The organism is Acinetobacter sp. KH_038 (assembly GCF_057839405.1).
This window is the reverse complement of sequence record NZ_CM174489.1, coordinates 2,719,554-2,738,717: the sequence shown is the minus strand read 5'-3', so window position 1 is coordinate 2,738,717 and position 19,164 is coordinate 2,719,554. Positions and strand designations below refer to the sequence as shown.

Genomic DNA, 19,164 nt, shown 5'->3' with positions numbered 1-19,164 from the left:
CATGCTGAAAAAATGCAGGAATAAACTCAGCTATGAAAAATCAAACAGCGCGAGATAATCAGTCTTTGATTGAAGTCAAGAATTTGAGCTTCAAACGGGGTGAGCGCGTGATTTATGACGACGTGAGTTTAACGATTCGTCGTGGACAGATTACCGCCATCATGGGGCCATCGGGAACCGGTAAAACCACCTTATTAAGATTGATTGGTGGACAGCTGACGCCCGAACATGGTCAGGTCTTATTGGATGGCAAAGATATTGCCTCGATGTCACGTTCCGAACTTTTTTCAGCACGTGCACGTATGGGCATGCTGTTTCAGAGCGGTGCTTTGTTTACCGATATGAGCGTGTATGAAAATGTCGCATTTCCAATCCGTGCCCATACCAAGCTGCCAGAACATTTGATCAAGGAAATTGTGGCATTAAAACTGGAATCAGTCGGTTTGCGCGGTGCAGAACAGATGATGCCGTCCGAGTTGTCTGGTGGTATGAACCGGCGTGTGGCTCTGGCCCGGGCGATTGCACTTGATCCTGAGCTGATCATGTACGATGAACCCTTTGCCGGACAAGATCCGATTGTGATGGGGGTCTTGACTCGTTTAATCCGTTCATTGCGTGAAGCACTGGATTTGACCACCATTATTGTCTCGCATGATGTGGCAGAAACCTTGTCGATTGCCGATTATATTTATGTCGTGGCTGAAGGCAAGGTGCAGGGTGAGGGTACACCTGCGGAGCTGAAAGCCCATCCATCCGCGTTTGTGCAGCAATTCCTGACAGGTTCTGTCGAAGGCCCGGTCGATTACCAGTTTAGTCATCAGGCTTATTTAAGTGATGAGGTACGTTCATGAATGCAATTGCCGCATTAGGTAGACGCGTTATTGAACGTGTACAGGGCATTGGGGTTGCCACCCTGATGCTGTTGCAGATTTTATTTTCAATGCCGACCTGGCTTGGGGTAAAACTGTTTGTGTATCAGATGTATCGGGTTGGGGTGTTGTCCCTGCTGATCATTGTGGTGTCTGGCTTGTTTATTGGTGCCGTGCTGGGCTTGCAGATGTTCAGTATTCTGTCGACCTTTGGCAGTGAATCCATGCTTGGTACAGCGGTGGCATTGACCTTGTTACGTGAATTGGCACCTGTGGTCGCCGCTTTGCTGTTTGCAGGACGTGCCGGTTCGGCCTTGACCGCAGAAATTGGCCTGATGAAAGCCACTGAACAGTTGTCCAGTATGGAAATGATCGGTGTAGACCCTTTGAAACGGGTGATTTCACCACGTCTCTGGGCGGGGATTTTCAGCTTGCCCATGCTCTCGGTCATCTTCGCCGCAGTCGGTATTATGGGCGGTAAAATGGTCGGTGTCGATTTCCTGGGTGCCGATGAGGGTGCGTATTGGAGCGGCATGGAAAGCAGTGTGCAATTTTATAAAGATGTCTTGAATGGCACTATTATTAAAAGTTTTGTATTCGCATTAATTTGTACCTGGATTGCGGTATATCAAGGCTATGCCTGTGTACCCACATCGGAAGGTATTGCAACTTCTACAACCCGTACAGTCGTATATTCTTCACTGTGCGTTTTAGGCTTTGATTTTGTGTTGACTGCGGTCATGTTCGGAGGTGTTTAATGAAATCACGTACTAGTGAGCTGGCCGTTGGTGTTTTTGTTATTTTGTTCGGGATTGCCCTGTTCTTTTTGGCGATGCGTGTCAGTGGACTGGTGGGAAGTAATATTTCCGACAGCTATAAAATGACGGCAACCTTTGAAAATGTAAATGGCATCAAGCCCCGTGCCAAAGTCGCTTTAAGTGGCGTGAAAGTAGGACAGGTCGATGAGATTACCCTGGATCCTGTAACACGTCTGGCGACCGTGCATATGACTTTGGATGGTTCATTAACCTCGTTTAATGCTGAACAATTAAAGCAAGTTCAGCAGGAAGCTCTGGACGAGTTACGCTACAGTTCGGACTATGAAGCAGCTGCACCAGCGCAACAAAAAGACATGGAAAAACAACTCTTAGCTAACATGAACTCCATCACCAATATTGATGAAGACGCTTATATTATGGTAGCGACCAATGGATTATTGGGTGAAAAATACCTGAAAATTATTCCAGGTGGCGGTCTGAGTTATTTACAGCGCGGCGACCAGATTGCCAATACCCAAGGCACCATGGAAATTGAAGATTTAGTGACGAAGTTCATTACCGGCGGCGCCGGCAAATCGTCAGAGAGTCAAGAAGCTGCGCCAGAACAGGCGACAGATTCAGCAACAGCAACTGCAGAGCCTGCATTTGTTGAATAATAGATTGAGGAGATTTCAGTGAAGACTTTAGTAAAACAAACGCTTGCAGTAAGCATTCTTTCCACAATGATTGCTGGTACAGTGTTTGCTGCACCGTCTGAAGCACCACCTGCTTTTATTAAAAAAGTAGCAGATGGTTTAATTGAACGCCTCAAAGCTGATAATGCAAAATTGCAATCCAATCCAGCTTTGGTAAAAAGCATTGTGCGTCAAAATCTGGATCCATATATCGATTCTCAATCTTTCACACGTATTGTGATGGGAACTTATGCGACCAACCAGTATAGTACTGCAGCGCAGCGTGCACAGTTTGAAAAGAATTTCCGTGAAACCTTAATTGAAAACTATGGTTCTGCATTTGCCAAGTTCAGCAATCAGACTTATAGCATTCGTCCTTACAAGGCCAGCAACAGCAAAAACCCTGTCGTGACCATCGACTTTAACAACAAGGGCGAGAAAATTCCGGTAGCTTTCCAGCTGGTGGACAAGGGTTCACAATGGAAAATCCGTAATATCAACGTATCTGGTATTGATCTAGGTCTGCAGTTCCGTAACCAGTTTGCTGCGACAGTAAAACGTAATGGCGGTAATATTGATAAAGCGATTGCCAACTTCAAACCGGATGCAGAAGCTGCAATCGACAAGAAATAATCAGACAGGTGAGCCGTGATTACATTCAAGGATCAGGAATTACAGGTTTCAGGCAAAATTGACTATGACAATGCGCAGGACTATTACTTAGATGGCCTGCGGCTAATCCAGTCACAGAACCAGTTTCCGCTTGTGGTTAACCTGGCTGGGCTTGAAAGTGGCAGTACTTTGGCTTTGGCGGTCTTGGTGCGCTGGTTGCGCCAGACCCCCCAGGCTCAAGGGCTTCAGTTTAAAGCTGTTCCTGCGAAAATGATGAATATCATTCAGGCCAGTCATTTGCAGGGTGATTTAAATATCATTCAGTAAAAGAAAGCACCGTAAGGTGCTTTCTTTTATTGTTGATACATTTTAAAAGTAAATTCCTTCCTTTATCAAAAGGACGTTAGGAAGGATTAAAATATGACCTCACCCTAACCCTCTCCTAAAAGGAGAGGGAACTTCCTCTCTAAATTTATGGATAGAAATGATATTTTTAAAAACTACTATCTCAATAAATATTGGAAATCCTCTCTCCCTATGGGAGAGAGTTAGAGAGAGGGTGAAGAAATTAAATCCATTTCTTCCATCTAAAGTAAATCAATGGGCCAATCAGGAAGCCAATCAAAATAATACTGACCATAACAAAACTCATGGTGCCTTGTGCAAAGGGCAGCACTTCGGTATTCATGCCGTAGATACTGGCAATCAGCATCGGTGGTGCGAGCATACTTGGCAGAATCGAGAATCGACGAATGGTATCGTTCTGTTCAGTATTAATAAATCCGGACGTAGTATCCAGCAGGAAGCGTACTTTCTGGAACAGGAAGGCATCATGCTCGACCAGCGAGCGCACATCTTCACTCAGTTCCCGGATATCCGCATCATAAATATGACTGCCCAAGGCACGTGGACGTGACAGGAAGGTCAGAACACGACGTAAATCGATTAAACACAGCTGCGCTTTACCCAGCATATCTTCGAGTTGAGCCAAGCGGGTAATCATGTCATCCAGATCCAGAATCTGTTCACGGTGACGGTTATTCAACACTTCAGTTGAATATTTTTCTAAATCTTTATGCACATCTTCCAGAATATCGGCCAGTTCATCCAGCTTGGCTTCAAGCAGACCCAATAAAATCCAGGTTGGATCTTTATAGTCGATTTCATAGTCATTCCGCCGTGCGCGGGCACGGAAGGCACGAAAGGCCACCAGTTTTTCGCCGCGCAAGGTAAACAGACGATCCTTATGCAGAATAAACGCCACGGTTTGTACCGTCGCCAGCATGCTGGATTCATCTTCGTGTTCGTTTTCGACCTGATAATTTTTATTTTTGGTTAAAAAATAGGTACTGATGTGCAAAATACCGTCATCATCACGGTAAAATCGGGCACTCGAGGAGATATCTTCCAGTGATTTTAAGGTCGGTAAGTTTTGCTCATAGGCATCGAGAATCCATTGCTGCTCTTCCTGTGAAGGGGCAATCAGATCGAGCCAGACTAAATCTGGATGCAGGTCGAAATCACCATTGATGGTGATATCTTCTAAGCTACCGCGCTCTGTGGCGTAAAAGGCTTCAAGCATGCTGTCTTTTCTCCCGGGCGCAGTATATGAATTGGAATGGGTGTATTTTAGACAAGGAATTGAATAAAAACACTGATATTAAGCAGTTATTTTCGGAAATAGCGCGCTTGCAGCGATTTCGTACAATATAGCGTCAATTGAAGGATGAAATGATGAATTCTATCGCAATATTTTGTGGTTCCGCACTGGGTTCTGATCCGCTGTATGCGCAGGTTGCCGAAAAAGTCGGCCAGACTCTGGCGGCAAGACAGCAAACTCTAGTGTATGGCGGAGGTCGTTCCGGTTTAATGGGTATTATTGCTGATAGTGCCTTGGCGGCTGGCGGTAAGGTGATTGGAGTGATTCCAAGACAGCTGGTCAATCGCGAGCTGGCACATCCGCATATTACCGAACTGTATGTGGTGGACAATATGCATGAGCGTAAAACCCGGATGTCGGGACTGGCACAGGGATTTATTGCTATTCCGGGGGGTGCAGGAACGCTGGAAGAAATTTTTGAACAATGGACCTGGGCACAATTGGGAATTCATCAGAAACCTTGTGCTTTTCTCAATACGGATGGTTTCTATGATGATCTGATCAAGTTTATCCGCATGACCACCGAGAAAGGTTTTACTAAATCACGTTTTACCGAGGCGTTGATTATTAGTGATGATCTGGAAGATATTTTGCAGCAATTTGCAAGTTATCAGCCGCCTGAAGCGAAATGGGGTATGGTTGATCAGACTGACCTTGTAAAATAAGCCGTGCATATTGGGCAATTGTAGAACATAAATGAAAGTGATTACGGTGGCTGCAGCCATTATTTTGAATGAGGCACAGCAACTGCTGGTGGTTCGCAAGCAGGGTACATCCTGCTTTATGCAGGTTGGTGGCAAGCTGGAACCGAATGAAGCGCCCGAAGCCGCCATGTTGCGTGAAATTCAGGAAGAAATTGGCACGCAGGCACAGATTCAGCAATTTATTGGACGTTTTGAAACCCAGACCGCCAATGAGCCCGATCATCAACTGGTGAGCTATGTCTATTGGGTAACGCTGGAGCGAGCACCTAAAATTGAAGCCGAAATTGCAGAAATGAAATGGGTGGATCTGGACGAAAAAGAGGTTCTGCTGGCGCCTTTGACCACTGAAATTGTGATTCCATGGGTCAAGTCCAATTTACTGGCTCAGGCTTAAATTTCAGATTTGTGCACCTGCCAGACAGGCTGCATAAATTTTTTGACAGCCCAGTTCTTCAAGTTTCTGGCTTAAAGCTCGAACCGAACTGCCTGTGGTGACTACATCATCAATGATCAGTACGCGGCGGTAACGAATTCTGGTGGTGGTGCTGATCTGGAATTGTGACTGGATATCTTCAATCCGTTCCAGACGGCTTAAGCCTTTTTGTGAATGCTGTTTGAGACGAGTGATCGGTTGCCAGATGGGAACATGCAACTGTTTCGCCACATGTTTGGCCAGCACCAGAGATTGATTATAGCCGCGTTCGGCCAGACGCTGAGTCGAAATCGGCATCGGGACTATGGCACTGACCTTGGGTAGCTCTAAACTTAGCAGTGTACCGGCCAGTAAATTTTGCAAATGTAGCTTCTGTTCATATTTAAACAGCTGAATCAACCGATCCATGGGATAGGCATAGTCGCAGGCAATCTGGAACTGCATTTCCTGACGTTGAATCGTATTTCGTGTCCAGGGAAGTTGCTGCCAGCAGTCCTGACAGACCGAATGAATGGTTTGATAATCGGTTTGGCACAGCTGACAGGGTTGCAATTTATTCAGCCAGGTTTTTCCATGGGCAAATAATTTAAACATAGGCATAGCGTGGTGCTTCTGGTAGCCAGCGCTGTAACAATGCTTCGGCCTGATCTGGATAATCTTTCAGGATTTGCTGTGCCACATAATGTGCCTGATTGAGTAGATGATCGTCACGTTCCAGCTTGGCCACGCGGAAATTCATGTCACCAGTCTGTTTAGTGCCCAGAAGTTCACCCGGGCCACGCAATTCCAGATCTTTCTCGGCAATCATAAAACCATCATTGGTCTCGCGCATAATCCTTAGACGTTCCTGCCCATTTTGGGAGAGCGGATGTTTATATAGCAGCGCACAGAAACTGGCCTTGGCACCACGACCGACCCGGCCGCGTAGCTGATGTAGCTGTGACAGACCCAGACGCTCGGCATTTTCAATCACCATAATGGAGGCATTCGGAACATCCACGCCGACTTCGATCACAGTGGTGGCAATCAGGAGCTGTAATTCATTGTTCTTAAATTGCTGCATCACCGCCTGTTTTTCATCGGCTTTCATTTTGCCATGCACCAGACCAATATTCAGTTCAGGAAAACGCTCGCGAATCTCGGCAAAAGTCGCTTCAGCCGCTTGGGCATCCAGGGTTTCAGACTGTTCTACCAGCGTACAGACCCAATAGGCCTGTTTGCCTTCGGCGCAGTTGCTGGCAATGCGTTGCAAGACTTCTTCACGGCGATCCAGTGGAATGGTCACGGTCTGAATCGGGGTGCGTCCCGGTGGCAGTTCGTCAATTACCGAGGTGTCCAGGTCACCATAGGCTGACATGGCCAGGGTGCGCGGAATCGGGGTTGCAGTCATCACCAGTTGATGTGGTGACATGCCATCTAGACCTTTATTGCGTAAAGCAAGTCGCTGATCGACCCCGAAGCGATGCTGTTCATCAATAATCACCAGACCCAGTTTGGCAAACTCGACATTTTCCTGAAACAGGGCATGGGTGCCGATGACCAGATGCGCACTTCCGTCCCGAATCAGCTGTTCTGCTGCGGCGCGGGCTTTGCCTTTCTGCTTGCCAGACAGCCAGGCGACATTTAAGCCCAAAGGCTCAAACCAGCGTTTAAAGTTGAGATAATGCTGCTCGGCCAGAATTTCGGTGGGTGCCATCAGTGCCACTTGCCAGCCTTCTTCCAAGGCATGGCAGGCTGCGACACCGGCGACCAGTGTTTTACCGGCGCCAACATCGCCTTGCACCAGACGCAACATCGGCTTATTGCTTTTTAAATCCTGTGCAATTTCCCTGGATACGCGTTTTTGTGCACCAGTCATTTCAAAAGCTAGACTGGCTAAAAACTGTTTGGCATAAGTCTTACTTGGCGCGAATGAAGGTGCTTCGACCTGCTGGATAAAGGCACGCCGGGTCAACAAGCTGATCTGATGCGCCACCAGCTCTTCAAAAATCAGACGTTGCTGAGCCGGATGAGAACCTTGCGCCAGTTGCAACATATTGGCATTGACTGGCGGATGATGGATGTATTCCAGTGCCTGTTTCAGGGCATAACCATTGCTAAACTTGGCCGGCAGCAGTTCGGGCAGATGATCGCTATACTGTGCCAGGGCCTGCTGAATGTAATCCCGTATTTTTGGCTGGGTCAGACCTTCAGTTGCCGGGTAAATTGCGGTGAGTTGGGTTTGCGGTAGCGGGGTATCTTCGCTAATGACTTGCAGCTCGGGGTGATACATTTCCAGACCGCGCGCACCAACCCGGACTTCACCAAAAATTCTTAAACGGTTACCGAGTTTACAGCGGTCGGTAATGCCTTTATAAATATGATAAAAACGTAAAGTGACTTTACCAAAATCATCATCTAGCAGTACTGCCATGGACTTGCGTTTACCCGGCGGGAAATCTACGCCTTTAACGATGCCTTCCAGCAAATAGCTGCGTCCCACGCTCAATTGATTCATGGGAATGATCGTGCTACGGTCTTCATAGTCACGTGGTAGATGAAAAAGCAAATCATCAGTATTGAAGATATTTAATTTTTCAAGTAATGCAGCGGCGGCATTGCCAACGCCTTGTAACTGATGGACTGCAGCCATGTCCCCTCAACCAGATTCGTGATTCGGTGCTCAATGCATATTTTATTTATCGGTTATGGTAAAACATCCCGGCGTGTTGCCAAACAACTATTTGAGCAAGGTCATCAAATTAGCACAATTAGCTCAAGTCCCAAAACAGATTCATTTGCAACTCATCTGATTCAGGATGTGCATCAACTGGATTTAACCACAGTCGTACCGATTGACTGGGTCTATGTATTACTTAGCCCCAAACAAAGTACAGTTGAAGGCTATCAGCAGACCTATCTGGACTCAGTTCAGCCGATTGTGACTGCCTTGAAGCAGCATCCACTGCAAGGAATTGTGGTGGTGTCATCGACACGGGTCTATGGGCAAAATTCTGGAGAAAGGGTAGATGATGATACGTCTTTACAGCCCAATGATGTGCAAGGCAAAATCCTGTATCAGATGGAGCAGGCGTATTTAGCGGCTTATCCTGAGCAATGTACGATTATTCGGCCAAGCGGAATTTATGGCGCTTCAGTTGCGCGTATGCAGAAAATGGCAGTCTCTATGACGGCCTATCCAAATCTGCACTGGTCGAATCGAATTCATATTGAAGATTTATCACGTTTCTTGTCACAGATGATTCACGTGGAACATCCTGAAAAGTCTTATATAGTGACCAATAATGATCCGAAACTTTTGCATGAAGTTGTGCAGTGGTTTCAGCAGCAGATGCAGTTGCCTGTACTGAAGCTCGAGAGCGGGCAGATCACCGGTAAAAAGCTCTATGCGACTCGAATGCAGCAAATGGGATTTGAATTAAAGCATCCAGACTGTTTTGAAGATTATTTTGAATTAATGAAGAAAAGTAATTCCTCCTCAGCTTCCTTTAAAAAGGAGAATTAAATTCCCTCTCCTGTTAGGAGAGGGCTAGGGAGAGGTAAAGAATTTTTTGAACATTTTCCCTCATCCCCTTGCGAAGCAGTGTTTCTCATCTCATGCAAAGAAAGGGAATGTATCGTTTTTATAACGACCCAAATAAAGAAGAGAGGTCTCAACCTCTCTTTAGCTTTACCTAAAACTTACTTCTTCTTGCGCTTGGCGCGTTTCTTGGCTTGTTCCGCCGCTACTGCATCCAGGGCTTCTTTCAGCTCGTCATCGGTAAAGGCGGTGATGTGATGCAGCATCTGCAGTTTCACTTCATCCAGTACCAGATCGGCATATTGCGCCACGTTGGTCAGCTGCTCATCAAAGACAATGGCATTGTCTTCATTGGTACACAGATAACCTTTTTGGGTCAAGACTTTGATAAAACTCTGGAACAGGGCTTTATCGAAGAATTCTGGCGAATTGAACTCGTACAGCACAGACAGACGCTGACCCACCAAATAACTCAATTCTTCAACCTGACGGGTTGAAATATTGCCTGAACCACGCTGGGTAATCAGGGCCAGAGTCATGTAATAACGTTCCAGACTTTGGGTCACCGGTGCAGCCAGTACTTCCAGCTGATGATGCGCTTCGCTATTTGGTGCCGGAGCAACCAGGTTTTCGCCATCCTCAGCAATCAGTTTGGCATAAATCAGGTTGTCGATATGCGCATTGACCTGATCCTGAATCTCATCTTCACGCCATTTTAAAAACAGCTCTGCTTTCAAGAATGGATACAGGGTACTGCTGATATTGACCACATCATGACGGCGGATCGTGCCATTGTGTTCGGCCAGGGCTGCAATTAACGACGGAAGTACAAAGGAATGTACGATATTGTTGCGGAAATAGGTCAGCAACACTGCCTGATTATCTTCAATGGCAATAATATCGCCCAGCACATGTTTTACCCGCTTGATCAGTTTCAGTTTCATCGCATAGGCAATAATTTCTTTGCCGGACAGCGGAGTAACTTCCATCCGTTCATCATAGGGTAATGCTGCCAGCAGGGTACGATAGGTATCCAGCTGCTTGATACAGATTTCTTCATCCAGGGTATGTTTTGGCGTTGCCAGCAGGATCAGCGACAACAGGGATACCGGATTGATCACCACCGCACGGTTGATATTTTCCAGAATTGCCTGTGCAGAGCTGTTTACCGCATCAGAAACAGCTTGCGGAATCGGATCATCGTTCTTTTCAATTTTAATGTTTTCTGCGCCATGCTGTTTCAGGATGTCATCCAGAAAGACCGGCTCACCGAAGTTCAGATGCACCTTGCCAAAAATACGTTCAATTTTGCGCAGGGTTTTTACAATCCCGAAAATCGATTCTGCTTCTTTCGGCTTGCCGCTCATCTCACCGACATAGGTGCCGCCTTCCATCAGGCGTTCATAGCCAATATAGGTCGGAACAAAAACAATCGGCTTGGACTTGCCACGTAAATGGCCATGTACGGTCATTGCCAGCATGCCCGTTTTAGGTGGCAGCAAACGACCGGTACGTGAACGACCGCCTTCAATAAAGTATTCCAGCGGGGTGTTACGTGATAGCACGCTATACAGATATTCTTTAAATACCGTAGTGTACAGTGCATTGCCACGGAAAGTACGGCGAATAAAGAAGGCACCGCCACCACGTAAAATCTGCCCGACAAAAGGCATATTCAGGTTATCGCCCGCAGCGATATAAGGCACCATCAGACCACGACGATAGATCACATAAGACAATAATAAATAGTCGATGTGGCTACGGTGACATGGGGTATAGACAATCTCGTAATCCTTGGCCAGTTCCCGCACGGTACTGAAGTTATGCACTTCCACGCCGTCATACAGTTGCGTCCATAAGCGGGTCAGGGCTTTGTCGGCAAAGCGTACAGTCGAGTGAGAATAATCGGAAACGATTTCGTTCAGATAGCCAATGGCACGACGTTCGGATTCCAGCATGGAAATTTTACTGCGAATGCTGTCATTGCGAATAGCTGCCTGTACATCCGGCGATTTGATCAAGCCATGCATGACATTGCGACGGTCAGACAGATCCGGCCCGAGAATCACTTCGCGCTGACCATCCAGATAGTCATTTAAAGTGCTGACAATATAAGTCGCCGGCGCTGAATTTGGATGCGTTTCTTTGGCATAGTCAATCATGGCACGTAACGACTGTGGCTCATGAAACTCTAAATAAGACTGACGACCATGCAGGCCGATATTGACCAGTTGCTTGACCCGACTTGGTGTAGACCAGGTATCGGTAAACAGCAGTTTAAACCAGGAGTCTTCTTTTTCCGGTTCACGTCCCCAAAGCACGGTCACCGGTACCAGTTCGACATCCAGCTCAGGGTGCTGCTCCAGGATTTCAATCAGGCGTAATAGGCGCGGTGGAAATGCATGCGGAGGTGAACTCAGCAGGTTGTTTTCATCATGATGCTGCAGGAACAGTACGGATGCTTTTTCTTTGCTGTTGCCGATCTGCATCGGATCAAGGGCAGGGGCTAACTTCAGACGGCGAGTTTCGGCATCGACCACCAGTGCATTACTGCGCGAATGATTCTGTAAGACGTAGCAGACCAGCTTGTGCGATTCTGCTGCGGTCTGATCAGATTCAGGTGCTGTCACTTCACTTGGTACTTCCCCAAGAACATGAGGGGTAACCACAAGATCAAGTAGCTTACTTGAAAGCTTGCGATACATTTGACCAAAGCCATTCTTGGACATAGCTGCTCCTAATTTTACTGACCAAAACCACAGGACTTCTGAGGGGGATTTATTTTGCGGGTTTCTAAAGTGAAACCATATATCTTTTTTTAACAACTTCAACAGAAGTGCTTTAATTTTAGCGTGAAAGCAGATGCTTTTCCTAGTCACTTATGCCATCAGTATGACAGAACAGTCATGCAATCTTTAGAGTTTCGGTCTGATTTTGTGGCAGAATATTCCATATTCGTTATTTAGATCTGTTTTTCCATTTTGGGATATCTCCAATATTACGTAGGTTGCTTATGAATGCCTTAACACAGGAACTGGTCGAGCTGCTCAGCTTAGAAAAGTTAGAAGAAAACATTTTCCGGGGAATCAGCCGTAATCTGGTAGGCAAGCGCGTGTTCGGCGGTCAGGTTCTGGGGCAGGCACTGCGCGCTGCGTCTTATACAACAGACCGTCCTGCACATTCATTACATGCCTATTTCCTGTTTGGGGGTGATGTCAATGCACCTATTATTTATGAAGTAGAACGTATCCGTGACGGTAAAAGCTTTATCAGCCGTCAGGTTCGTGCGATTCAGCATGGCCGGACCATTTTCATGTGTATGGTGTCTTTTGCAGAGCCAGAAGAAGGTTTGAATTACCAGATTTCTGAACCTGAATATCCGCCAGCAGAAAGCCTGAAAAATGAAGCAGAACTGATCAAACAAATGATTGAGTTTATTCCGGAAAATGTCCGTGCATCTTTCACCCGTGATCGTCACGTCGAGATCCGCCCGATTAATCCGCAAAATCCGTTCCAGCCTCAGCCGGAAGCGCCGTCTTATGCGCACTATATCCGCACCCATGACCGTATTCCAGCCGAGGTAGATCAGGTTTCATTACATCAGGCCATTGCCGCTTTTTATTCAGACTTTACTTTGATGACGACTGCACTGCGTCCACATGGTCTGAGCTATATTTCGCCAAGCCTGCAATGTGCCAGTATTGACCATGCCATGTATTTCCATAAGCCATTTCGTGCTGATGAATGGATGCTGTATGACATGGAAGCGACGCAAAGCGCCAGCTCACGCGGTCTGAACTTTGGCCGGATGTGGCAGAATGGTGAACTGGTTTGTAGTACCACCCAGGAAGGTCTGATCCGCTTGCGTGAAATCGAAACCCAATAATTTTTATATGCTTGCTCAGAAAGCCGAATCCCAGATTCGGTTTTTTTATTTTTAATCTACAGAAAAATCATGATTTGACGCCCTGTGCCAAGCACGCGTTTATAAAATACTACTCGATTCTGCAGAATCGGCATGGCATAGTGCCGCTTAAGATCAATATTAAAATGCATGAAAAGATGAGCTTAAATACGCAAATTTTAATTGCCGCCGTATTGGGGGTGCTGTTTGGATTTTTACTGACTGTATTTCCGCAGACCTCATTTTTTGATGTCAGCTTGTATGGCATCGGAATTGTCAGCAGTATCTTTATCGGCTTACTCAAAATGCTGTTGGTTCCGCTGATTTTCAGCTCGATTGTGGTCGGCGTATCCAATCTGCAGGCCGGTGGACAGTTGAGTCGTACCTGGAAAATCACCCTGATGTGCTGCGTGACCACGACCACTCTGGCACTCATTTTAGGGTTGGCCTGTGCGCATCTGTTTAATGTCGGCAAGGGCGTCGATGTACTGATGTTCCAAGATGCCATGGCACAGCATCAGACTCCGGATACACTGACACCGTCCTCATTTTTTACCAACTTTATTCAAAATACCTTGATCAATCCGTTTAAAGCATTTGCAGATGGCAATGTCCTGGCGGTGGTGGTCTTTGCCTTATTTGTCGGTGTAGCACTGGTCGCAGGTGGAGATAAATTCCGTACTGTGCGCAAACTCAGTCACCAGTTTTTTGAAATCATGATGTTGATGATTGGCTGGGTCATGAAGCTGGCACCTTTCGGTATTTTTGCCTTGCTGGCCAAGCTGATCGCAACCGAGGATATTTCGGTTCTCAGTCGTCTGGCTGAGTTTGCTGCGGTAGTCACCGGCACCACAATTTTTCATGGCATTGTGGTCTTGCCTGTATTGTTGTGGATTTTTGGCAAAATGGATCCGATCACCTTTTTTAAAGGTACGCGGGCAGCTTTAATCACCGCATTTGCCACCAGTTCCAGTTCGGCCACCATGCCACTGTCCATGAAATGTGCGCAGGAAAATCTGGGTGTGCGTCCGCATACGGCAGGTTTTGTGATTCCATTGGGAACGCAATTGAATATGGATGGTACAGCTCTTTATGAGGCCGCCGCCGCCTTATTTATCGCCAATTTAATGGGACTGGATCTGAGTCTGGGACAACAGCTGGTGGTATGTGCCACGGCGATGATTGCCTCTTTGGGTGCACCTGGGATTCCAAGCGCCGGTATGGTCACCATGATCATGGTCTTGCAATCGGTGGGTTTGCCGGCAGAAGCAATTGCGATTCTGTTGCCGATTGACCGTTTACTCGATACGGTACGTACCGTGGTCAATGTGCAGGGCGATATGATGATCAGTGTGGTGGTAGACCGACATACCCGTGAACCCGAAAGTTCGGTTTAGTTCTGCTCTAAGCCAGGATTCCAGAAAATTTCCCAGAGATGACCATCGGGATCCTGAAAATAACCTGCATATCCGCCATAAAAAGTCGTATGTGCAGCTTTGATGATTTGAGCGCTCGCACGTTCAGCCAGCGTCATGATCTGGTCAACCTCTAAGGGGCTAAATACATGATGCCCCAGTGCCATTTGCGTGGGGCAGATCGGACTCAAGGCAAGACCGGTATCTTGCTGCAGGCTACGCTGTGGCCATAAGGCAAGCTGAAGGCCGGATTGCAGTTGAATAAAAGCCACCGCTCCATACTCAAATTCCTGACCAATAATTCCATCACTGCTAAAACCTAAACCTTCACAATAAAATTGCAATGCTTGCTCTAGATCCTGTACCGCCAGAGTGATGACAGAGATAGAGGGTTTCATAATGTTTTCCTGATCTACAGTTGAACAAGATTTATTCTAATATGAATCGAGATTCGGCCATTCAGCAGAAATACAGTGTTCATGTAAATACAGTGCAGCATCTCAACAAACTGCTGCTGTTATCAGTAGCACTGTATGATCTAGCGAAAATTAGCCTGTAAAAAAACCTCCGTTATGCGGCATAACGGAGGTTTCTCATTTAAATCAATTAATCAAATATTTTGTTATTTGATTATTCAGCTGATCGTTGATTCTGGTTCAGCTCATCTGCGGCCTTAAGCTCTGACTGATCCTGCTCCAGCAGTTCCAGTGGTTCTTCAGCCTCATTTAAATCATGCGCCGAAACATCGTCGCTAGTCGCTACAGCAGATTCGGAGTCGAATTCAGCTATTTCAAGCGGTTCATCGAACTCATTCAGGTCATGAGCCGATACTTCCGGAATGCTGTCTAAATCAAATTGAGTCGCTTGATCCAGGGTGAAATTCAGACGTCCGCCCATAACACTGGCCAGTTCTTCCAGACCTTCTTTGTTCATGGAGGAGAACAGTTGAATGGAGAAGTCCAGTTTCATTTTTTTCAATGCGGCTTTGACTTCCTGAAGTGCTTTCGAGGCAGGGCCACGGTTCAGCTTATCTGATTTGGTCAAAAGCACATGTACAAACAAATGACGTGAATAAGCCCATTCCAGCATCATCACATCGAAATGTTGCAGTGGATGGCGGATATCCATCAACAGCACCAAGCCTTGTAAGCTTTGACGATGAATCAGATAGTTTTCCAGTTCTTTTTGCCAAACAATTTTCATGGCTTCAGGTACGGCAGCATAGCCATACCCCGGTAAATCGACCAGACGCTGATCCGGATTACCCAGGCTGAAAAAGTTGATCATCTGGGTACGACCAGGTCTTTTCGATGCACGTGCCAACTGCTTTTGGTTGGTCAGGGCATTAATCGCACTGGATTTGCCTGCATTGGAACGGCCGGCAAAGGCAATTTCATAGCCAGTATCTTCTACACAAAGACTGAGTTTTGGTGCACTCATTAAAAATTCGGCTTTGCGTAGCCAGTTGAGTGAGCGCACAGAATATTCAGTAATGGCAGAATCAACTTTTTTCGCATAGCTGATCTTTTGCTTGGGTGCATGGGCTGTCTTACTGTTTTTGGATTTTCCTCTGCTGTGGTGCATAACTCAACTTCAATAAATGATCTACAAAGAAACATTATAAAGGAAGTCGCACAGGCAAGCGAACTTTGCCGCAAGAATAAGTCATGAGGGCTGACCAGAAATAAATCAGAGATTGACCAGGCTGATCGGAGAATGGCTACTTAAACGTGGATTACGTGGGGCAATGACATCTTTCAGCACATATTGGTCCAGGCTGCTATAAAACTGTTCCACGGCATCATCCAGGATGCCTTTTAATCCGCATGTCGGACGTAATACACAAGGGGGACTATTGCATTCCACCACATTGCTGTCACGTTGCAAAACCCGCACAATCTGTCCCAGCTGAAGCTTTAAGCTGGATGGATTTAAACGGATCCCGCCACCTTTACCCCGGGTTGTAATCAGCCAGTCCTGCTTTGCCATAAAATGTACAATTTTCATGGCATGGTTCTGCGAAACCTGCAAGCGCTCGGCAAGTTCTGCAATGGTATAGGGCAGATCACGTGGCTGTGCGACATACATCAGGATTCGCAGCGCATAGTCGGTGAATTTATTGAGTTGCATAGAATGGGCAGCAAAAACCAAGTGAAGGAGTGGAGCATTAAAAGCTCCGAAAACGGAGCTTTTAATAAAAATGTAATACTAGTCTAAACCATGTTTAGAATTAAAGCTTTAATGGTGCAGAAACTTCGACCACATCACCCACCTGATAATGGTTGATCAAGGTGTGTGCAACCGAGAATGCAGTTGGGTTTTCTTCCGCTTTCACGTTAATTTGATATTGATCATGTTGCGTATTGTCAAAGCTGAACTGTTGCGGTTGGCGAATATCCTGTTCAGGTACCTGTACACGTACTGAAATGTGCTCACCCGCTTCAGCAGGTGCAATTGCTGCACCATCTTTGGCTTTAAGGGTGAAGGTTTTGCCTGCATCAGTATCATTGACTGCGGTCACTTCAAATTCGCGCCAGCCCGCCCAGCCACCTGTTTCAGATGCCAAAGCTGCATATTTGGATTTCTCTACCCCAATCAGGATATCTGCCAGTTGCATATAGGCTTCTTTCCAGGCTGCAATCAGGTCTGAGTCCATTGGTACGTCCAATACTTCACTGATCGAGTGCAGCAGGTTCTCACCGACAATGGCATATTGATCTGGCTGGATATCCAGACTGACATGTTTGGTGGTAATGCGTTCTACAGCTTTGGCCAAAACACTTGGATTGGTAATGTTTTCGGCATAAGCCAGTACTGCAGCAGCCAGGGCGCGCGGTTGACGGCCAGTACTTTGGTGATCCATGTTGAAGGTATTTTTCAACTCTGGATGATTGTTCAACATGCGGTTATAAAAATAAGTGGTCAGTGCTACGCCGTTTTCACGTAAGACAGGAACAGTGGCTTGTACAAGTTCAATATGTTGTGGAGTCATGAGAGCCATCTACAGGTGGTTTTTAAAAGATGTATTTAAATTACATCTTTTAAATCGGCTTGACAATCCCTGCAGATGATAAAACCTTAAAAAAATTATGGGATATAAAAATATCCAATAAAACTCGCCATCATGATCGGATAAAAAACAGTTGGATTGCCCGAATTGGGCCTAATAGGCAAGGTGTTTTTTTTTGAAACCCATCTCTACCCAGACGATGAGCGGCACTTTTGCTAAAATTGCTTGCGAGGTCTTTCCCCAGCAAGCAGGCCATGCTGATAGGCAGACTGCAAATACAAAACCAGCTCTTGCGAGGGAGTGTTTTAGTAATACAGCCAGGGGCACAAAGCATTATTCTTTATGCTTGATTTGTAGGCTTTTTAATCTGTTCCAAGGCAGATTGAATGTCTTGGATCAAATCTTCAGGCTGTTCCAGTCCAATACAGAAGCGAACCAGAAAGCCCTCTTTCAAATGGGAATGGGCCAATACACGCATGTCTTTTAAATTGTACAGCATGACCAGGCTGACCGGGCCACCCCAGCTAAAGCCTAATTTAAACAGTGTGAGTGCATCACAAAATCGACGGATATCTTCCAGACCATATTCAGCATTGAAAATTACACTGACTAAACCTGCGCTATGATTCTCCTTGCAAACCTCCTTCCAGTATTCATGGCCTGCACTGTCTGGATCAGCAGGGTGTAGCACCTGTACGAAGGCGACTTGCTGTTTGAGCCATTTAACTAAACTGAGCGCACTTTGTGACTGATGCTGATAACGCAGTTGCATTGAAGCCAGGCTACGCTGCACCTGTGCCACATCATCACCAGAAACACTTATGCCCTGAAGCGCGTGCATACGGAACAGTTTGTGATGTAAGGCTTGGTCACGTGTCACCACTGAACCCATCAGGATGTCACCACCACCGCTTGGATATTTAGTTAAAGCATGCACGGTGATATCGACACTTAAATGTTCCTCGCCAAAATCAAAAGCATTAAAGGCCAAGCCTGCACCCCAGGTATTATCCAGCGCCGTCAAGATATTGTGTGCTTTGGCTTTTTTGACTAGAGCGGTTAGATCTGGGAACTCTAAAGTCACAGAGCCTGCTGCTTCCAGCCAGATCAGTTTGGCTTTTTCTGAAGGTTGGAACGTTTCGACATCAACAGGGTTATAAACTTTAACTGATATGCCATAACGCTTTTCCAGATTGCGTAGATGTTCCATATTTGGGCCATAAATATTATCGGCAACCCAGACTTCATCGCCCTGACTTAAAAAACATGAATTCACCAGATTGATCGCGGATAAACCGCTCGGGGCAAGTAAACAGTACTCACCACCTTCAATCTGGGCAATATTGTCCGCTAAGGTAAATGTGGTCGGTGTCCCATGGGTGCCATAGCTATAGTCATAAGCATCGCTCCAGTGGCGATTAAATAGTGCATCCGTATTCTCAAAAATAATCGTGGATGCACGAAACAGAGGAGGTTGAACCGTAGAAATATATTGAGGGGCTTTTCGTGGTGCATGAATGAGGGCGGTTTGAGAGTTTTTTTTCACGTGAATGCTCTTAAATGTAATCAAATATTACCCTAGCT

At 46.3% G+C, this 19,164-nt stretch carries 18 protein-coding genes and 1 pseudogene; 10 read left to right on the top strand and 9 right to left on the bottom strand.

Annotation, left to right across the window (positions count from 1 at the left end; genetic code table 11):
* The first annotated feature begins 32 nt into the window (after positions 1 to 32).
* From AC3IT7_RS13035 to AC3IT7_RS13015, 5 genes are read left to right on the top strand one after another with little or no spacing between them, the layout of a single operon-like run.
* On the top strand, positions 33 to 851 hold the full coding sequence (locus AC3IT7_RS13035) for an ABC transporter ATP-binding protein (protein ID WP_489248732.1): 819 nt from the start codon (positions 33 to 35) through the stop codon (positions 849 to 851).
* On the top strand, positions 848 to 1,627 hold the full coding sequence (gene mlaE, locus AC3IT7_RS13030; RefSeq protein ID WP_005248230.1) for a lipid asymmetry maintenance ABC transporter permease subunit MlaE: 780 nt from the start codon (positions 848 to 850) through the stop codon (positions 1,625 to 1,627). Before AC3IT7_RS13035 ends, mlaE begins: the two co-directional genes overlap by 4 nt.
* Positions 1,627 to 2,304, top strand: coding sequence for an outer membrane lipid asymmetry maintenance protein MlaD (mlaD, locus tag AC3IT7_RS13025; RefSeq protein ID WP_489248731.1), 678 nt, complete (start codon positions 1,627 to 1,629; stop codon positions 2,302 to 2,304). Before mlaE ends, mlaD begins: the two co-directional genes overlap by 1 nt.
* Before the next feature lie 18 nt (positions 2,305 to 2,322).
* Positions 2,323 to 2,955: an MlaC/ttg2D family ABC transporter substrate-binding protein gene (locus AC3IT7_RS13020; RefSeq protein WP_489248730.1), complete on the top strand. Its 633-nt coding sequence runs from the start codon at positions 2,323 to 2,325 to the stop codon at positions 2,953 to 2,955.
* 15 nt (positions 2,956 to 2,970) lie between these two features.
* Positions 2,971 to 3,261 (top strand): STAS domain-containing protein, encoded by a 291-nt coding sequence (locus tag AC3IT7_RS13015; protein ID WP_475654541.1) that lies wholly within the window; start codon positions 2,971 to 2,973, stop codon positions 3,259 to 3,261.
* Positions 3,262 to 3,502: 241 nt separating this feature from the next.
* Here the strand turns inward: AC3IT7_RS13015 and AC3IT7_RS13010 are convergent, their stop codons facing one another.
* Positions 3,503 to 4,516 (bottom strand): CorA family divalent cation transporter, encoded by a 1,014-nt coding sequence (locus AC3IT7_RS13010; RefSeq protein ID WP_475654623.1) that lies wholly within the window; start codon positions 4,514 to 4,516, stop codon positions 3,503 to 3,505.
* 152 nt (positions 4,517 to 4,668) lie between these two features.
* Between AC3IT7_RS13010 and AC3IT7_RS13005 the strand changes: the two genes are divergently transcribed.
* Together AC3IT7_RS13005 and AC3IT7_RS13000 are read left to right on the top strand one after the other, a co-directional pair.
* The gene (locus tag AC3IT7_RS13005; RefSeq protein ID WP_489248729.1) at positions 4,669 to 5,259 is read left to right on the top strand and encodes an LOG family protein; all 591 of its coding nucleotides are present in this window, start codon (positions 4,669 to 4,671) and stop codon (positions 5,257 to 5,259) included.
* Between the two features lie 31 nt (positions 5,260 to 5,290).
* Complete coding sequence (locus tag AC3IT7_RS13000; RefSeq protein WP_489248728.1) at positions 5,291 to 5,692, top strand: NUDIX hydrolase; 402 nt, start codon at positions 5,291 to 5,293, stop codon at positions 5,690 to 5,692.
* A gap of 3 nt (positions 5,693 to 5,695) precedes the next feature.
* On the opposite strand, the gene AC3IT7_RS12995 is transcribed toward AC3IT7_RS13000, so the two are convergent.
* Positions 5,696 to 6,331 carry a ComF family protein gene (locus AC3IT7_RS12995; RefSeq protein WP_489248727.1) on the bottom strand — a complete coding sequence of 212 codons (636 nt, stop codon included), beginning with the start codon at positions 6,329 to 6,331 and terminating at the stop codon, positions 5,696 to 5,698.
* On the bottom strand, positions 6,318 to 8,363 hold the full coding sequence (gene recG / locus AC3IT7_RS12990) for an ATP-dependent DNA helicase RecG (RefSeq protein WP_489248726.1): 2,046 nt from the start codon (positions 8,361 to 8,363) through the stop codon (positions 6,318 to 6,320). The genes AC3IT7_RS12995 and recG overlap by 14 nt, the downstream gene beginning before the upstream one ends.
* Before the next feature lie 33 nt (positions 8,364 to 8,396).
* Here recG and AC3IT7_RS12985 point away from each other — a divergent pair, with 33 nt between their 5' ends.
* The gene (locus AC3IT7_RS12985; protein WP_489248725.1) at positions 8,397 to 9,236 is read left to right on the top strand and encodes an NAD-dependent epimerase/dehydratase family protein; all 840 of its coding nucleotides are present in this window, start codon (positions 8,397 to 8,399) and stop codon (positions 9,234 to 9,236) included.
* A 176-nt stretch (positions 9,237 to 9,412) separates the two neighbouring features.
* On the opposite strand, the gene plsB is transcribed toward AC3IT7_RS12985, so the two are convergent.
* Entirely contained in the window at positions 9,413 to 11,980 is a 2,568-nt protein-coding gene (plsB, locus tag AC3IT7_RS12980; protein ID WP_489248724.1) for a glycerol-3-phosphate 1-O-acyltransferase PlsB, read from the bottom strand.
* 284 nt (positions 11,981 to 12,264) lie between these two features.
* Here plsB and AC3IT7_RS12975 point away from each other — a divergent pair, with 284 nt between their 5' ends.
* The gene (locus AC3IT7_RS12975; protein WP_475654616.1) at positions 12,265 to 13,137 is read left to right on the top strand and encodes an acyl-CoA thioesterase; all 873 of its coding nucleotides are present in this window, start codon (positions 12,265 to 12,267) and stop codon (positions 13,135 to 13,137) included.
* A gap of 176 nt (positions 13,138 to 13,313) precedes the next feature.
* The gene (locus AC3IT7_RS12970) at positions 13,314 to 14,552 is read left to right on the top strand and encodes a dicarboxylate/amino acid:cation symporter (RefSeq protein WP_489248723.1); all 1,239 of its coding nucleotides are present in this window, start codon (positions 13,314 to 13,316) and stop codon (positions 14,550 to 14,552) included.
* Here AC3IT7_RS12970 and AC3IT7_RS12965 read toward each other — a convergent pair.
* From AC3IT7_RS12965 to AC3IT7_RS12945, 5 genes and pseudogenes are all read right to left on the bottom strand, one after another.
* Positions 14,549 to 14,968 (bottom strand): VOC family protein, encoded by a 420-nt coding sequence (locus AC3IT7_RS12965; RefSeq protein WP_489248722.1) that lies wholly within the window; start codon positions 14,966 to 14,968, stop codon positions 14,549 to 14,551. The two genes, AC3IT7_RS12970 and AC3IT7_RS12965, sit on opposite strands and share 4 nt — an antisense overlap.
* A 409-nt stretch (positions 14,969 to 15,377) precedes the next feature.
* Positions 15,378 to 16,154, bottom strand: a pseudogene (gene yihA, locus AC3IT7_RS12960) (ribosome biogenesis GTP-binding protein YihA/YsxC); the annotation flags it as partial.
* Positions 16,155 to 16,259: 105 nt separating this feature from the next.
* A complete protein-coding gene (locus AC3IT7_RS12955; protein WP_489248721.1) occupies positions 16,260 to 16,700 on the bottom strand; it encodes an RrF2 family transcriptional regulator in 441 nt (146 codons plus the stop codon).
* A 100-nt stretch (positions 16,701 to 16,800) separates the two neighbouring features.
* The gene (locus AC3IT7_RS12950; protein ID WP_489248720.1) at positions 16,801 to 17,562 is read right to left on the bottom strand and encodes a globin domain-containing protein; all 762 of its coding nucleotides are present in this window, start codon (positions 17,560 to 17,562) and stop codon (positions 16,801 to 16,803) included.
* A 358-nt stretch (positions 17,563 to 17,920) separates the two neighbouring features.
* Positions 17,921 to 19,126, bottom strand: coding sequence for a PLP-dependent transferase (locus AC3IT7_RS12945; protein ID WP_489248719.1), 1,206 nt, complete (start codon positions 19,124 to 19,126; stop codon positions 17,921 to 17,923).
* Positions 19,127 to 19,164 lie beyond the last annotated feature (38 nt).

Excerpts from the sequence above, each read along its gene's own strand:
- AC3IT7_RS13035 (WP_489248732.1), top strand. The coding sequence starts at position 33 with ATGAAAAATCAAACAGCGCGAGATAATCAGTCTTTGATTGAAGTCAAG.
- mlaE (WP_005248230.1), top strand. The coding sequence starts at position 848 with ATGAATGCAATTGCCGCATTAGGTAGACGCGTTATTGAACGTGTACAG.
- mlaD (WP_489248731.1), top strand. The coding sequence starts at position 1,627 with ATGAAATCACGTACTAGTGAGCTGGCCGTTGGTGTTTTTGTTATTTTG.
- AC3IT7_RS13010 (WP_475654623.1), bottom strand. The coding sequence starts at position 4,516 with ATGCTTGAAGCCTTTTACGCCACAGAGCGCGGTAGCTTAGAAGATATC.
- AC3IT7_RS13005 (WP_489248729.1), top strand. The coding sequence starts at position 4,669 with ATGAATTCTATCGCAATATTTTGTGGTTCCGCACTGGGTTCTGATCCG.
- AC3IT7_RS13000 (WP_489248728.1), top strand. The coding sequence starts at position 5,291 with ATGAAAGTGATTACGGTGGCTGCAGCCATTATTTTGAATGAGGCACAG.
- AC3IT7_RS12995 (WP_489248727.1), bottom strand. The coding sequence starts at position 6,331 with ATGCCTATGTTTAAATTATTTGCCCATGGAAAAACCTGGCTGAATAAA.
- recG (WP_489248726.1), bottom strand. The coding sequence starts at position 8,363 with ATGGCTGCAGTCCATCAGTTACAAGGCGTTGGCAATGCCGCCGCTGCA.
- AC3IT7_RS12985 (WP_489248725.1), top strand. The coding sequence starts at position 8,397 with ATGCATATTTTATTTATCGGTTATGGTAAAACATCCCGGCGTGTTGCC.
- plsB (WP_489248724.1), bottom strand. The coding sequence starts at position 11,980 with ATGTCCAAGAATGGCTTTGGTCAAATGTATCGCAAGCTTTCAAGTAAG.
- AC3IT7_RS12975 (WP_475654616.1), top strand. The coding sequence starts at position 12,265 with ATGAATGCCTTAACACAGGAACTGGTCGAGCTGCTCAGCTTAGAAAAG.
- AC3IT7_RS12970 (WP_489248723.1), top strand. The coding sequence starts at position 13,314 with ATGAGCTTAAATACGCAAATTTTAATTGCCGCCGTATTGGGGGTGCTG.
- AC3IT7_RS12965 (WP_489248722.1), bottom strand. The coding sequence starts at position 14,968 with ATGAAACCCTCTATCTCTGTCATCACTCTGGCGGTACAGGATCTAGAG.
- AC3IT7_RS12955 (WP_489248721.1), bottom strand. The coding sequence starts at position 16,700 with ATGCAACTCAATAAATTCACCGACTATGCGCTGCGAATCCTGATGTAT.
- AC3IT7_RS12950 (WP_489248720.1), bottom strand. The coding sequence starts at position 17,562 with ATGACTCCACAACATATTGAACTTGTACAAGCCACTGTTCCTGTCTTA.